Source organism: Bifidobacterium samirii, assembly GCF_003952945.1.
Classification (GTDB): domain Bacteria; phylum Actinomycetota; class Actinomycetes; order Actinomycetales; family Bifidobacteriaceae; genus Bifidobacterium; species Bifidobacterium samirii.
In genome coordinates, this window is record NZ_QXGK01000013.1 from 18863 (window position 1) to 35283 (window position 16421).

The 16421-nt window shown below is 68.8% G+C and carries 7 protein-coding genes; 3 read left to right on the forward strand and 4 right to left on the reverse strand.

Going from position 1 to position 16421, the window contains the following annotated elements:
* Positions 1-332: 332 nt before the first annotated feature.
* The gene (locus D2E24_RS06880; protein ID WP_338142207.1) at positions 333-2015 is read right to left on the reverse strand and encodes a sugar transferase; all 1683 of its coding nucleotides are present in this window, start codon (positions 2013-2015) and stop codon (positions 333-335) included.
* 334 nt (positions 2016-2349) lie between these two features.
* Here D2E24_RS06880 and D2E24_RS06890 point away from each other — a divergent pair, with 334 nt between their 5' ends.
* Positions 2350-3972 carry an MDR family MFS transporter gene (locus D2E24_RS06890; protein ID WP_125968642.1) on the forward strand — a complete coding sequence of 541 codons (1623 nt, stop codon included), beginning with the start codon at positions 2350-2352 and terminating at the stop codon, positions 3970-3972.
* Between the two features lie 293 nt (positions 3973-4265).
* Here D2E24_RS06890 and D2E24_RS06895 read toward each other — a convergent pair whose 3' ends face one another.
* The 3 genes from D2E24_RS06895 to D2E24_RS06905 form a co-directional block, all read right to left on the reverse strand.
* Positions 4266-5063, reverse strand: coding sequence for an HNH endonuclease family protein (locus D2E24_RS06895; RefSeq protein WP_125968610.1), 798 nt, complete (start codon positions 5061-5063; stop codon positions 4266-4268).
* Positions 5064-5347: 284 nt separating this feature from the next.
* The gene (locus D2E24_RS06900) at positions 5348-6229 is read right to left on the reverse strand and encodes an aldo/keto reductase (protein ID WP_125968611.1); all 882 of its coding nucleotides are present in this window, start codon (positions 6227-6229) and stop codon (positions 5348-5350) included.
* Positions 6230-6853: 624 nt separating this feature from the next.
* On the reverse strand, positions 6854-11704 hold the full coding sequence (locus tag D2E24_RS06905) for a thiol reductant ABC exporter subunit CydD/CydC (RefSeq protein ID WP_125968612.1): 4851 nt from the start codon (positions 11702-11704) through the stop codon (positions 6854-6856).
* Between the two features lie 501 nt (positions 11705-12205).
* Here D2E24_RS06905 and D2E24_RS06910 point away from each other — a divergent pair.
* Positions 12206-14026, forward strand: a complete 1821-nt coding sequence (locus tag D2E24_RS06910; RefSeq protein WP_125968613.1) for an AMP-dependent synthetase/ligase — start codon at positions 12206-12208, stop codon at positions 14024-14026.
* A 594-nt stretch (positions 14027-14620) separates the two neighbouring features.
* Positions 14621-16408, forward strand: a complete 1788-nt coding sequence (gene gad, locus D2E24_RS06915) for a glutamate decarboxylase (protein ID WP_241222902.1) — start codon at positions 14621-14623, stop codon at positions 16406-16408.
* Positions 16409-16421: the final 13 nt, after the last annotated feature.

The following is a 16421-nucleotide window of genomic DNA, read 5'->3' on the forward strand; positions in this document are numbered from 1 at the left end:
GCGGAATTCCGGCGACGCGGCCCGCCCGGCAGACGGCCCGAGTGCGGCCCGGCATCCCCGGCCAGCCCTGATTCCAGCGGGCGTTGGCGGGATGCGGCCGGCGACGCCGTCCATTCACGTTAACCATCGCCATGATACGGGGTCGCCTGTACAAGGACCGTCGGGGCGCACCGGCGGGAAACCGGTGCGCACGACGGCCCCCATCAAGCGGAAACCGGGCGTGTCGCGCAACGACACGCGCCCGGCATCGTCATCGGATCGGCGGCAGGCCATCCGTCTGCCGGCGGCGCGCCGACGTGCCCTCGACCCGCCGGCGGCACGTCATCGGAGCGTCAGTACGCGCCCTTGTGGCCGAGCACCGCGCCGACGGTACGGAACATGAGGATCACATCGCCGATGATCGACCAGTTCTGCACATACGCGACGTCGAGCTGCTCGCTCTCCTCCGCGGACAGGTCGGAACGGCCCGACACCTGCCACGGGCCGGTGATGCCCGGCTTGACGAGCATGCGGGTCGCATACACCTGGTTGTAGCGGGCGTACTCCTCCGGCAGCGGCGGGCGCGGACCCACCACCGACATGTCGCCCTTGAACACGTTGAGGAACTGCGGCAGCTCGTCGATCGAGAAGCGGCGGATGAACTTGCCGACCTTCGTGATGCGCGGATCGTCCTTCATCTTGAAGATGAACCGGTCCTCTTGACCCGTCTCGGCCGCCAGCTTCGCCTTGAGCTCGTCGGCGTTCGTGACCATCGAACGGAACTTGATCATCTGGAACGGCCTGCCGCGCCGGCCGATGCGCGTCTGCGTGTAGAACACCGGACCGCCGTCGGTCAGCTTGATCGCGATCGCGACCGGCAGCGTGACGATCAGCGAGCACACGATCGCCAGCGCCGAGACGACCAGGTCGAACACGCGCTTGGCGAACGCCACCGTCGGCGCGTACTGCGACAAGCGCAGCGTGAGGATCGTGGTGCCGTGCAGCGAACGGACCTGCGTCTCGTGGCCGGCCGCGTCCGCGGCGGAGGCGATGAGCGCGATCTCGAGGCCGAGGGTCTCCATGCGCACCGAGAACGTGTTGAAGTTGTCGGAGAAGCGGGTCATGACGTCGGAGACCATGACGGTCTGGATCTGGCGGCGGACGAACGTCTCGGCGAGTTCGCGGTCGCCGTAGCGGATGACGCTCATCTCGGGCCAGTGATCGAGGACGCTGCGGCGCAGCGCGTCCGCGTCGTCGTCCGCGACGACGAGTCCGGTGCGCTTGTCGAGACGGATGGGGCACACCGCCACGGGACGGTAGTTGAGCTGCTGCTTGCGGCTCAGGAACCGCAGCGTCCTGGCGATGCCCTCCGGCGAGCCGACCACGACCGTCGCATACGAGTAGGCGCCGCGGCTGCGATGCCGGGTGATGACCATGCGCGAGACCACGCGCTCCGCGATCGTAAGGAGCAGGCCCGCGGCGACGCCCAACGTCAGTCCGACCAGCGTCAGCCGCAGGTCGAGCACGTAGGCGAGCGCCGACAGGCAGATCCAGCTGCGGATGGCGCCGTCGATGAGTTTGGCGTTGACCTCGTAGCCGTCGCCCATGACGTGGCGGTGGTAGAGGCCGGCGCCGCGCAGGCACAGCACCCACACGATGGCGGAGATGACGGTAAACGCGTTGAGGTTCACGTCGGCGGAGAAGCGTTCGGAGGGGAGCGTTCCGGTGGCGCCGAGCAGGGTGAGGACGACGGTCATGCCGATGACGAACATGGCCATGTCGCAGAGCATGAGCGCAAGATTGACGAAGAACCGCCAGTAGAGGACCCTGGATGCCTGGGCCTGGCGCATGTCGTCGATCTGGCGCAGAGTCGGGGTGAGGCCGGTGGTGCGGCCCGATCGTCCGTTGCCGGAGGTCTTGCCGGATTTGCGGGTCCGGCCGGTCTTGGCGGTCTTGCCGGTCTTGCCGGGCTGCGATGATGCGGCCCTTCCCGGTTGCCGTGTCGGCTGTGAGGCAAGCGAATTCGGTTCAGTCATTGCGCCTCCGGTCCACCCTTCCTTCTCTCTCGTCTCGTCCTCGTGCCGACCGTCGTGCGATCCACCGTCGTGCGTATCGCCCGTCATGCACGTCGTCAGGCATGCTGGCGTGGGCGTTCTGCTGCATCCATGCCGCCGGGGCATGGCACGCCTTTCCAACTATAGCCCAGAGTCCAGCCGTTGTCCGGCGGCGGGTCCGGCTTCCGGGCGTCGTGTTTTTCCGGGGTCGTTGTACGCTGTGTCGCGTCTGTTTCTCTGTCTTGATCCTATTTCGTGGAAGAAGTGACGCATGCCTCTACGCAACAGCTCACGCCCGGACGCAGGCAGGACGCCGATGACATCCGCGGGGGCGGGCGGCGCGCAGCGTACGCCCGATACGGCTCGCATCACGAGCCGCACTACGAGTCGCACACGGACGCTCACCAGCGCCGACGCCTATGTCGACGGGCATCTGACCCATGCCGCGTTCATATCCATCGCCATTCTCACGTTCATCACGTTCGTGGGCAATTTCACGCAATTGCAGCTGAGCGCCGCGTTGCCGACGATCGTCGCCGAGTTCGGGGTGTCGGTGACGACGGGCCAGTGGCTGACGTCGGTGTTCCAGCTGGTCATGGGCGTGATGGTGCCGCTGACCGCGTTCCTGACGCGCCGGTTCTCGACCCGGCAGATCGTGATCTCGTCGATGCTGGTGTTCACGGTCGGCTCCCTGTTCGCCTGGCTGGGTCCGTCGTTCGGATTGGTGCTGCTCGGCCGTCTGCTCGAGGCGGTGGGTACAGGCGTGATGTGGCCGGTGCTGCAGATCACCGTGTTCTCGATCTACCCGCTGTCGCGCCGCGGCATGGCGATGGGCACGGTCGGCATGGCGATGAGCGTCGCCCCGGCGATCGGCCCGACGATCGGCGGCTGGCAGACGGATGCGAACGGCTGGCGGTCGATCTTCCTGACGCTGACGGTCATCGGCGTCGTCGCGATCGTGCTCGCGGCGGTCGGATTGCGCAACTTCGGCGTCAACGATCCGCATGCGCGCGCCGACTTCTTCTCGGTGGGACTGTCGGTCGTCGGCTTCGGCGGCATGATGTTCGGCTTCACGAACATCGAATCGTATCCGCCGACGCATCCGCTCGTCTGGGGCGCGATGCTGCTGGGTGCGGCCGGCATCGCATGGTTCGTGGTGCGGCAGGTGCGCGGGGCGCGCGCGTTCAAGGAGCGCCGCTCGCTCCAGCCGCCGCTGCTCGATCTGGGCGTGCTGCGCAACCGCAGCTTCACCGTGGGCACGGTGTGCGCGGCGCTGAGCTTCTTCGCGTTCAGTTCGATCATGGTCATCATCCCGCTGTACATCCAGGACGACCGCGGGTATTCGGCGACGATGAGCGGTCTGATCATGCTGCCCGGCGCGTTCGGCCAGTGCATCTCCCAGTTCGGCGGCGGCAAGATGCTCGACCGGTTCGGTGCGCGCCCGGTCGCGATCGTCGGGTCGGCGACGCTGCTGGCCGGCACGGTCATGATGAGCCTGATCGGCCCCGACACGTGGATCTGGTGGATCTCGATCTGCCAGTTCATCCGCCAGGTGGGCATGGGATTCGTGCTCATGCCGATCACCACCTGGTCGCTCAACTGCCTGGAACCGTCCGAGGTGTCCGCCGGGTCGGCGGTGACGAACACGGTGCGGCAGATCGCGGGCGCGATCGGCGCGCCGGTGCTCGTCATCACGATGGAGACGCTCACCCGCCTGCGTCAGGCGGCGCTCGGCGGCGGCGCCGACACGGCGGTCGCGGCCAACATCTTCGGCATCGAATGGACGCTGCGCATCAGCGCGGTGCTGGTCCTCATCCAGCTGACGCTCGTGCTCGTCGGCGTCAAGGGCGACGGCGCCGGCTCGTCGCACGACGTGGCCCAGCGCGCGGTCGCCAAGTTCCACGCGATGCACTCGGTCCACGACCATCACGCGCACTGAGGCGTCCGGTTTTTGCGTCGCAATCCGTTTACGGACAACCCAATCCATACGGATTGCGACGCAAATCGGCGTGGCAGCGTCGCAATCGGTTAACGGACGGCCATTCCCATACAGGTTGCGACGCAAACCAAGTCCCCAGCGTCGCAACCTGTTTGCGGACCGCCCAACTCATACAGGTCACGACGCAAACCAGAGCCCCGGCATCGTACTCCATTCAGGAACAATCAAGAACCCGTACGGATTGCGACGCAAATCAGCCCGTCAGCGTCGCAATCGGTATGAGAATGGGCCGGCTACGGCAGCTGCTGGGCCGGGCAGGCGGAGAGCACGGCCTTCATCGCACGCTGCTCCTGACTCGTGACGGTCAGCCCGTACTCGGTCTTGATCTTGATCTGGCGCGCCACGTAGTCGCAACGGTAGTCGGCGTTCGTGGGCAGCCAATACGCGGCCGACGCCGACCCCTTGCCCTGGTTGGCAGGACCGTCCACCGCGAGCAGATTGTCCATGTCGTTGCCGAACCGGTAGCGTTTGGCGCTGTCCCAGTCGCGCGCGCCCGACTGCCACGCGTTCTCCAACGCGACGACATGGTCGATCTGGACGGCGGAGCTGGTCGTGCGGCCGCGCTGGAAGTGGATCGTCTCGCCCGTGTACGGGTCGTCGAGCGTGCCCGACTGGACCACGCACGATCCGGCGGACTTGTACGTCACGTCGGTCAGGTCGCGGGCGAGCACGTCGTCGCGCACGTCGCAGCCGTTGCCGTCGTCGTCGGTCTGACGGTAGCCGAACAGGTCGCGGTCGTAGCCGGACTTGTCGGGCTCGTCGTCGACGGTCAGCTGCGCGAGCGCGTCCGCGGCCGGACCGCTCGCCGCATACTCGCCCGTCACCTCGCCGACCGTGTCGCTCACCTTCGGCAGGCCGACGCCGGCGCCCACGCCGATCACGATCGCGGCGACGATCAGGATCAGCAGACGTTCCAGCGGACTGGACGTGTTGTAGTAGCGGCGGGCGAAGCACACGCCGTACCCGTTCGCACCGGACGAACGGCGGGAACGGGAGCGGCGGCGTGAGGACGGGCGGCGGGAACGGGACATGATGCCTTTCTCGATGCTGGTGCGATGCTGACGCGATGCGGGTTTCGGGATTTCGTTGCGGCTGACGGCCGGCTACGCGGAAGGTTGCCGCCGTGCGGATGATCGCAGCCGTTGCGGCCGACATCCGGCGGCCGACTGCCGTCAGTCGGTTTCCGTCAGTCGTCCGTCGGTCGTCCGTCGGTAGCCGATCGCCGACCGCCGACCGCCGACCGCCACCGTCCGCGGAATCATCCGAGGACATCTGCGGACGGGCGGATTACGCCGACGGACTTACGCAGACCGGCTTACGCGTAGGTGAAGGTGCGCGGGTCGTGGCCGGCGCGGGTCGGACCGTCGAGCGCGTCGATCGCCGCATGCTCGTCGAGGGTGAGCGCGAAGCCGAACACGTCGAGGTTCTGCTTCTGCCGGTCCGCGTGCACCGACTTGGGGATGATGATCGTGCCGTTCTCGATATGCCAGCGCAGGATCGTCTGCGCGGGCGTGACGCCGTGGGCGGCCGCGATGCGCTCGATCGTGCCGTCGCCGGCGTTCAGGTCGGCGCCGCGGGCCATCGGCGAGTACGCTTCGACGGCGATGCCGTGCTCGCGGCAGAACGCGGCCACGTCGCGCTGCTGCCACGTCGGATGCAGCTCGATCTGGTTGACGGCCGGCCATTCGCCGGTCTCCTCGTGCAGCCGCTCCAGATGCTCGGGCAGGAAGTTGCACACGCCCAGCGTGCGCACGCGGCCCTCGTCGCGCAGACGCGCGAACGCCTTCCACGTCTCGCCGCTGCGCCAGTTGAACGGGGTGGGCCAGTGCAGCATGTACATATCCACGTAGTCGACCTGCAGCAGGTTCTGCTGGCGGTCGAACGCGCGCAGGGCGGAATCGTAGCCCTGTTCGGAGTCCTTGAGCTTGGTGGTCAGCCACAGGCTTTCGCGCGCTTCGCCGGTGTTGAAGCCGGTCGCGGCGAACGCCTGTCCCAGTCCGCCTTCGTTCTCGTAGCCGGCGGCGCCGTCGATGTGGCGGTATCCGGCGGCGAGCGCCGTTTCGATGACGGGCTGGACGTCCTCGTCTTCGATGCGCAGCACGCCCAGGCCGATCTGGGGGATCGTGTTGCCGTCGTTGAGCGTGATGCCGGGGACGACCGATGCGGCCGCCAGGGCGTTCAGATCGCTGGTTTCCATCTCTACAACCTTTCTGTGCTTCCTGACGGAAGCATACGTCGCCCGACGGATTGTGGGGGCTTGGTGCGGCGTGGGGTGTCGTTTCGTATGATCCGGAGCATTCCCTTACGGATTGCGACGCGGACACGCCCGTCTGTGTCGCAATCCGTAAGATGCGGCTCAGTTCCATACGAGTTGCGACGCGGGGACGCCCGTTTGCGTCGTCGTTCGTATGGGAAAACCCATTCCCGTACCGATTGCGACGCCGACAGCCCCGTTTGCGTCGCAATCCGTAAGGTTCCGCCTGTCCTCATGCGACTTGCGACGCTGGATCACCCGTTTGAAACATGAACATCCCGTACGGATTGCGACACGGGCAGAACCGCTTGCGTCGCAATCCGTACCATGTGGCCCGATCCCATACGAGTTGCGACGCGGGAGCGTCTGTTTGCGTCGTCGTTCGTATGGGACGGTCTGATTCCATACAGGTTGCGACGCGGACGGAGCCGGATGCGTCGCAACCTGCACATGATGGACCGTTCGGTTACGGATTGCGACGCTGATGCGCCAGTTTGCGTCGCAATCCGTATGAGACGGCCCATTCCCGTACGGGTTACGACGCGGATAGGCCCAGATGGGGGCCGATCACATGCGGACGATGCGGTCGGCGATACGCATGGCGGATTCGCGGTGGGAGACGAGGACCACGGCGGTCCCGTCCGCGGCGAGCGCCGTGATGGATTGGAGGATGACGGCTTCGTTGAGCGCGTCGAGGCGGCTGGTGGGTTCGTCGAAGAGGACGAGGTCGGCACGGCGCAGGAAGATGCGGGCGAGGCCGATGCGCTGGCGCTCGCCTTCGGAGAGGCGGTCGCCGAGTTCGCCGACGCGCGTGTCGAGTCCGTCGGGGAGGGATTCGATCAGGTCGAGGACGGACGCCTTGCGGCATGCGTCGAGGAGCCGCTCGTCGAGCGATGCGGCGCCCGCAACGGCCGATGCAGTCGATGAGGACGATTCGGACGATTCGGCAAACGTAGCGGATGCTGCGGGTGCGGCCACCACAGTTTGCAGGGACGATGCGGTCGAACCGGAGGCTGGGGAGGAATCGGATACGATTGCGGACTCCGTACGCCTATGCGCCGCGGCCGACTTGATGCCCGCAACGGCGCCGCCGGCACCGGCGGATTCGGAGGCGGCGTCTCCCGCATCGGCCCGCTCGTCGTCGGGGATGGCGATGAGGAGGTTGTCGCGGATGGTGCCGTCGAAGAGTGCGGTCTCCTGGCTCATCATGGTCTGGATGCGCCGGCGGTGATGCACGTCCACGTCGCCGAGCGGCGTGCCGGACAGGCTGACCGTGCCGGATTGCGGATCCCAGTAGCGCATGAGGAGCTTGAGCGTGGTGGATTTGCCGCGTCCGGACGGCCCCTGCACGCCGAGGATGCCGTGGCGGGGAATGTCGAGGCTGACATCGTCGAGGATCGGCGCGGTATCGTCGGCCTTGGCGGCGTCGGACGGCATGGGATTCGGGATGCCGGAACAGGAGTCCGAGGTCTCCGTGTCGCCGATGTTCCCTGTGTCGGCGGCGGCCCGGAATGATGTCTGGGCGAAGCCGGAGCCGGTTGGGGATACGATGACGGGATCATCGGATGCGACGCCGTCGCCTATACGGCCGTCCCCGGTCCATGCAGCAGTCGCAGCGGTTCCACCCGTCCCGGCGGTCCCAGCCGCCGCAGCCGAAGCGACCGCCGCAGCCGACCCGCGCTCCCCCGCCGTCGGATAGCGGAAGGTGACATGGTCGAGGGTCATGCCGTCGTAGTCGGGCGTGGCGGTGCCGCGTTCGGTGACGGCGGGCGTCTCGTCCATCAGGGCGAACAGGCGGCGGGCGGCGGCGAACGTCTGCGTCAGGTTGGACGGCAGCGCGCTCAGCGCGAGGGTCGGGCCGAACGAGCTGGCGAACAGGACGACGGCGACGGCGAGCCGGCCGGCGGCGGTCGGGTCGAGCGCGGCGCGCCATACGGCGAGCGCCGTCGCGCCGATGGTGAGGATCATGACGAGGACCATGCCGATGCCGGCGAATCCGCCGTTGACGCGGCTGAGTCGCGCGTGTTCGGCCCACAGGTCGCGGGTGCGTCGGGTGATGTCGGCGGCGCGTTCGCGGCCGCGACCGAAGCCGATGATCTCGCGCAGGCCGCGCATGTCGTCGAGCATGCGGTCGTCGAGTGCGGACGATTGGCGGCGGATCGTGGGGCCGAGCCCGTGCACGCTGGTCGCGAAGAACCGCGGCACGATGACGCCGATGACGAGGTGTGCGGCGATGAGCGCGAGCGCGAGCGTCAGGTCGAGCGTGGCGAGGAGGACCGCGTACGTGATGCTGGTGGCGAGCGCGATGGCGACCGGCGAGATGGTGTGGGCGAAGAAGATCTCGAGGAGTTCCACGTCGGTGGTGATGAGCGCGATCAGGTCGCCCTTGCCGTGGCCGGTGAGGCGGGCGGGCGCGAGGCGGCGCAGCGCGGCGAACGCCTTGGAGCGGAACAGTGCGAGCAGTCGGAATGCGACGTTGTGGTTGAGGTACTGTTCGACGTAGCGCAGCGCGCCGCGCAGGATCGCGCACACGGTCATCGCGATGACGGCGGGCGCGGCGCCCATCCCCCACACGGGGTGGCCGGCGAGCGCGAGGAGCGCGATCACGCCGAATGCGGGGAGCATGGTGGCGGCGATGTGGCCGATGGTGCCGGCGACGCTGGCCGCGGTCATGAGGTGGGCGAGCGGTCGCGCTTCGCCGAGCAGTCGCATGATGACGGGCAGGGTCGATCCGCGGTCGGTTGCGTGGTCGTCGGAGTGGTCGGCACTGCTTGCCGTGGTTCGACCATCGCTGATTGCCGCGGCGGATGTTCCCGCACGGCCGGCGATCGCGGTTTCGTCCGAACCGGCCGAGCCGTTCTGGGCCGCCGACGCGGAATCGTCGGACGCACTGCCGTCCGCGGATGCCGCGGTTCGTTGGTCGCCGATGATTGCGGTCGATGATGTGCCGGCGGGCGCGGTCCCATCGACGGTCGTGGCGGTTCCGTCGGCGATTGCGGCGATCACGGCGGCCGTGTCGGCGCGCAGGTCGTCGATGCGCGGCCGGGTTGCGCGGCCGACGGATTCGATGGCCTGCTGGGTGCGCAGGAGGCGCGCGTACGTGCCGTCGGCGGCGAGGAGCGCGGCGGGGGTGCCGGTTTCGACGATGCGGCCGCGTGCGAATACGGCGACGTGGTCGGCGTCGGCGGCGTTGGCCATGCGGTGGGTGATCATGACGACGGTCTTGCCGGCGGCGGCGAGGTCGCGGATCGTGGCGAGGATGCGCGTTTCGCTGTCGACGTCGACGCTGCTGGTGGCCTCGTCGAACACGAGGACGGGGCTGTCGTGCAGGAGCGCGCGGGCGATGGCGATGCGCTGGCGCTGGCCGCCGGACAGGTTGGCGGCGTCGGGGTCGATGCGCAGGTCGAGTCCGTCGGGGTGGGCGCGCACGAAGTCGGCGACGCGGGCGCGTTCGAGCGCGTCCCACAGGCGCGCGTCGGCGGCTGTGGCCGAGGCAGCGGCCGACGCGGTGGCGGATGCGACTGAATCGGCAACAGTGGAGGCCGAGTGACCGGCATAGACCGCCTCGGACATGACGGTGGCGGAAGATTCTGCGGCGTCGGTGGAAGTGACGGTCGAATCGGGCAGGGCGAGCATGAGGTTGTCGCGCAGGGTGCCGGCGAACAGGTGGCTGCGCGCGCCGACGAGCGTGACGGTGCGGGCGAGCGCGTCGCCGGTCAGGTCGCGCAGTTCGTGCGCGGTTGCCGAGGTGGCGGAGGCCGGATCGGCGTCGGTCGGTACGGCGAGCGCCGGGAGCGACGACGTGGTCGCAGTCCCGGCGACGACATCGGCGGCGGCATCGGCGGCGGATGCGCCGGCTGTGATCGGCCCGTCATGCAGCGTGATCGACCCGCGGTAGCCGGTGAGCGTGCCGGCGAGCAGGGCGGCGGCGGTCGACTTGCCGGAGCCGGACACGCCGACGATCGCGGTCACCTCGCCCGGACGCGCCGTGAAGGTCGCGTCCGCGAGCGCCGGACGGGCGGCGGAAGCGGAGGCGTCAGCGTCGGCGGGCGCGCCTGCGGGCGTATCCGCGGACGCACCTGCGACGGCGGAATCGGCGCTCGCGGAGGCGTCGGCGGAACCGGCGACTGACGGCGCGCCGGCGTCGGTCATCCCCGCCGAATCGGACGAATCGACGGCATCCACGGCATCGGCGGCATCATCGGCACCGGCGGCATCGCCGGCATCGGCGGCATCGCCGGCGCGCCGGTAGTCGTAGGTGACGTGGTCGAAGGCGACGGCGGGCGCGGCGGCGAACGTGTGGTCGTCGGTGCCGCGCGCGGGTTCGGGGGCGTCGAGGAGGGCGAAGATGCGCTTGGTGGACGTCATGCCGTTCATCGCGACGTGGAAGTAGGAGCCGAGCTGGCGCAGCGGGATGAAGAAGTCGGCGGACAGCAGCACGATGAGCACCACGGCGGCCAGCGAGGGCGCGCCGGAAGCGCCCGCACCGCCGGACACGGCGTCGCCGGCGGCGAAGTAGCGCCACAGGGCCATGCCGATGCCGGCCGCGGTGCCGCCGTAGGCGACGAGGTCCATCGCAGACAGGGAGCGCAGCTGGATCTGCAGGACGCGCATCGTCATGATGCGGAAGCGTTCGGCCTGCTCGTCCATGCGGCGGGCGGCGCGCGCGTCGGCGTCGAAGATCGTGAGCGTCTCCAGACCCTGCAGGTCGTCGAGGAACGCGGCGCCCAGGTCGGTGTAGGTGCCCCAGTAGCGTTTGAACATGCGGGCGGCGCTCATCGCGACGAGGCCGACGATGATGACGATGAGCGGCGCGCAGACGAGCAGCGTAGCCGCGGTGGGCAGGTCGAGCGGCGCGATGACGGCGAACAGGGTGACGGGCGCGAGCACCGCGTACACGAGCTGCGGGAGGAACAGTTCGAAGAACGTCTGCACCTGTTCGATGCCTTCGCCGGCGGACTGGACCACGTCGGACGTCTTGACGCGGTTCGCGTACGAGGGGCCGAGCCGCAGCATCTTGCCGTAGAGCGCGTCGCGCAGGGCGAGCTTGACGCGTTCGGCGGCTTCGGTGCCCAGTCCCGCGCCGATGCGCGCCGCCGCGTAGCGCACGGCGGCGCAGGCGGCGAACACGAGCGCGTACACGCCGATGCGCGCCGGGGTCAGGCCGTCGCCGATGGCGGCCGGCAGTGCGGCAAGCGGGTCGGGGCAGGATGATGCGGCGGTAGCCGTCGCGGTGGACGCGCCGCAGAACGCGGCCGCGGCGTGCGGGTCAAGTGCGGCGAGCACGTCGCCGAGGAGCGCGACCAGGCCGGCCACGAACACGATGTTCGCGATCAGCGACGCCCACAGGCACGCGATCTTGCCGGCGACCAGCCGGCCCACGCCGGGCGCGATCGAGAACAGCCTCTTGTCGAACATGCACACCTCACCGGTTCGGCCGTCGGCGCGCGCACGCGGACGAGCCGACGCGAGCCGGCAAGGCGGCAGGCGGACGACGGGCGGGCGCGGCGACGGCGGTTGACGCAATCAGCCTCCACCCTAACAACGCGACGCCGGTTTGGCTAGGGTCAATTTCGCCGCGACACCAGATGTTGACAGCCTGTTGACGAATCGGCGTGGTTTGTATCGCAACACAAACGGGTGCCGGTGAATTCGTGGAAGCGCACAACGCGACGGCGGCTACGGGAGCGTAACGTTCGTTGACGGAACGACGGGAAACGTCATCACCGGACGAAGTCAAGCCGAATCGGATCAAACCGAACCGGGCTGGACGAGTCCAGTCCGACCAGTCCAGATTGGCCATCCGGCCCGGCCCAGCCCGAACCCGGCTGGGCCAGACAGCCCGGACCGCCCCGCAACAAGCGCAGAACGCATAGAACCAGCAGCACCGGGAACCACCCCCGAGAAACGGACCGCATCATGCTCACCGAATACACCACCCCCGGCTCGATCGTCGTCGACGACGACGAGACGCTGTACTCCCTGCTCACCGACCGCATCGCGCGCACCGGCGAGGACACGGTCATCGCCGCGCGCAAGCTCGGCCCGGGTCGTTGGGACGACATCACGACCGGCGAGTTCCACGAGCTCACCCGCGAGGTCGCCAAGGGTCTGATCGCGTTCGGCATCCGCAAGGGCGACGCGGTGTCGCTGTTCTCCGCGACCCGCTACGAGTGGGGCGTGCTCGACTTCGCGCTCGCCGCGATCGGCGCGGTGAACGTGCCGATCTACGACACGGATTCGGCCGCGCAGGCCGAGCGCATCCTCAACGACTCCGAGGTGCGTCTCGCCATCGCCGACGACCGCGAGCGCTTCGACCGTCTCGACTCGGTCAAGGACCATTGCCCGTCGCTGCGCCAGATCCTCATGCTCGACGGCAACGCGCTGGGCGCGCTGCAGGGCTTCGGCGTGACCGTGTCCGACGAGGAGCTGGACGCGCGCATCGCGTCGGTGAAGGCCGACGATCTGGCGACGATCGTGTACACGTCCGGTTCGACGGGCGCGCCGAAGGGCGCCGAGCTGACGCACCGCAACTTCCTGTCGATCACGCGCGGCGGTCTGGAGTGCCTCAAGGAGATGATCGCCGAGGGCCGTCCGCGTCTGCTGCTGTTCCTGCCGCTCGCCCACTGCTTCGCCCGCTTCATCCAGTACTGCTCGATCGGCTCCGACTACGGCGTGTGCGGCTATCTGCCGGACACGAAGTCGCTGCTGCCGGACCTGCGCTCGTTCGAGCCGACGTATCTGCTGGGCGTGCCGCGCGTGTTCGAGAAGGTGTACAACGCGGCGTCGCGCAAGGCGGGCGCCGGCTTCAAGGGCCGCGTCTTCCTCAAGGCCGCGGAGGCGGCGCGCGCGTGGAGCCGCATGGAGCAGGCCGGCGAGCGCCCGACCGCCCGTCAGATGGCGGAGCATCTGAGCTACGAGGCGGCCGTGTACCGTACGGTGCGTGGCGCGCTCGGCCCGCGCATCAAGTATGTGGCGTGCGGCGGTGCGCCGTTGGATCCGGATCTGGCGCATTTCTTCTCCGGCATCGGCCTGCCGATGATCCAGGGCTATGGCATGACGGAGACCGCGGCCCCGTTCGCGGCGACGCGCGTGTGGGACAACGTGATCGGCACGGTGGGCCAGCCGGCGCCGGGCGGTTCGGTGCGCATCGCGGACGACGGCGAGCTGCAGGTGCATGGCGACAACGTGTTCCGCGGCTACCACAATCTGCCGGAGAAGACGGCGGAGGCGTTCACCGAGGACGGTTGGCTGCGTACGGGCGATCTGGCGTCGATCGACGACGAGGGCCGCATCACGATCACGGGTCGCAAGAAGGACATCATCATCACGGCGGGCGGCAAGAACGTGTCGCCGATCCCGATGGAGCAGGAGATCGTCAAGTGCCCGATCGTCGAGCATGCGGTGGTCGTGGGCGACAACCGGCCGTTCGTGGGCGCGCTGGTGACGCTCGATCCGGAGGCGCTGGAGTCGTGGCTGCCGGCGCACGGCCATGCGGCGGACATGCCGCTGGCGGACGTGGCGCAGCTGCCGGACGTGGCGGCGGAGATCCAGCCGTATGTGGACCGTGCGAACGCGACGGTGTCGCGCGCGGAGTCGGTGCGCAAGTTCGTGGTGCTCGACACGCAGTTCACGCAGGACAACCGGTGCCTGACGCCGTCGCTCAAGGTGGTGCGTCCGTCGGTGAACCGCGTGTTCGCCGACGACATCGCGGTGCGCGTGTACGGCGACCGCCGTTAGGCGGCTTGGCTTCCGCGACGGCGTCGCGCCCGTTTCCGCGTTGCCGTCGCGGCGTGCGTTCCGCGGGTCGTGCCGCACCTCTCCGCCGTGGCGTCGCCGCGGTTCTCCATCGCGGTGCGACCGCGGACGCATGATCATCGGCGTGTAGCAGGTTTTTCGCCTGACACGCCGATTTTTCGTTCTCCATCAGCGTAATTTCGGCCCGTTGGCAGGGCGGTTCCGTCCGGCGACGATGCCGACGGACGCCTACGGACACGCGACGGGGCACGTCCGGTGTGCGATTGGTCACATCCGCTCCCCCGCCCGGCCGCGCCGAGGCGGGGGTGCTTTACTGGGGCGTCGTCGGGCCGCGGCTCGGACGGAGACCGGCATACTTTCAGGCTTCACACCGTCTCCGCCGATCGGCCGCCGCCCGTCGTTCCCGGCCCGTTGCGGCCGGATGCGCGAAGCTGTCCGCGCGGCGCCGTCATTGCGCCGCGTCCGCATCCATCGTCCCGACGCGACGGCCATCGGCCGCCGTCGGAACGCCTTCCCTTGGCATCACCGTGCGCTGCGGCGCGCGGCGACCCGAATCGAGATTCCAAGGAGACCATCATGACCATCGAATCCATGTCCGAAGCATCGCAGGATGTCTGCCGTTGCGGGTGCGCCGGCGACACCGCCGAACGCGCCGACGGCGACGCCCGCACCTGCGCGTGCCGTTGCGGCCGCACCGGATGCACCTGCGGCGACCGTTGCACCTGCTGCACCACCGGCACCTGTGGCGACGGCTGCGCCTCCGATGCCGCCCGTACCGCCGGCACCTGCCATTGCGGCTGCCGTTGCGGCTGCGACGAGCACGGCGCATGCGACTGCGACCGCGCCGCCGAAGCCGGCTGCAACGCCGACGGCACGTCCGGCGACTGCGGCTGCAATTGCGCCTGCGATTGCGACGATGACCGGCACACGTCCGCCCGCGCCTGCGGTTCCACCCCTGCTTCCCCTTCCCCCGACGCCCCGTTCGACGGCATCGCGCTGAACCCGCTGTTCGCCCGCCCCGGCGTGGCGACCGCGTTCGACCGCGACCGGCTGCCGTCCGGCGAGAGCCTGCCGGAGACGGCCTATCAGATCGTGCACGACGAGGCGATGCTCGACGGCAACGCGCGTCTCAACCTCGCCACGTTCGTCGGCACGTGGATGGACGACCATGCGAACCGCCTCTACCTCGAAGCGGCCGACAAGAACATGATCGACAAGGATGAGTACCCGCGCACGGCCGAGATCGAACGCCGCTGCTGGACGATGCTGGCCGACCTGTGGCATGCGCCGTCGCCCGAGGGCACGATCGGCACGTCGACGATCGGCTCGTCGGAGGCGGCGATGCTGGGCGGGCTGGCCCTCAAGCGCCGCTGGCAGCAGGCGCGTCGCGCGGCCGGCAAGCCGACCGACCGGCCGAATCTGGTGATGAGCTCGGCCGTGCAGGTGTGCTGGGAGAAGTTCTGCAACTATTTCGAGGTGGAGCCGCGCTTCGTGCCGATCAGCGAGGAGCACAAGACGCTCGACGGTCACCGTCTCGAGGATTACGTGGATGAGAACACGATCGGCGTGGTCGCGATCCTGGGCGTCACGTACACGGGCATGTACGAGCCGGTGGAGCGCATCGCGGCGGCGCTCGACCGCATCCAGGAGCGCACCGGCCTCGACGTGAAGATCCATGTGGACGCGGCGTCGGGCGGCATGGTCGCGCCGTTCATCCAGCCCGACCTCAAGTGGGATTTCCGCGTGGAGCGCGTCGTGTCGATCAACACGTCGGGCCACAAGTACGGGCTCGTCTACCCGGGTCTCGGCTGGGCGGTGTGGCGCACCGCCGCCGACCTGCCGGAGGATCTGGTGTTCAAGGTGAGCTATCTGGGCGGCGAGATGCCGACGTTCGCGCTGAATTTCTCGCGGCCGGGCGCGCAGGTGCTGCTCCAGTACTACATGTTCCTGCGGCTCGGCTTCGACGGCTACCGTCGCGTCCAGCAGGCCGCGCATGACGTGGCGGTCTATCTGGCGGAGCGGATCGGCCGTATGGACGATTTCACGCTGTGGAACGACGGGTCGGACATCCCGGTGTTCGCGTGGATGCTCGCCGACCGTCCGGCCGGGTCGGGCCGCCCCGAACGCAAGTGGGACCTGTACGACCTGCAGGAGCGTCTGCGCGCCAAGGGCTGGCTGGTGCCCGCCTATCCGATGCCGGCGGATCTGACGACGGTGACCGTGCAGCGGATCGTCGTGCGCAACGGGTTCAGCCGTGACCTGGCCGACGATTTCCTCGCCGATCTTGAGGACGCGGTGCGCTACCTCGACGCGCTGCCGGCCCCGATGCCGTCGCAGGCGCGTTCGGCCGGATTCCACCACTGATGCAGGTCAGGTT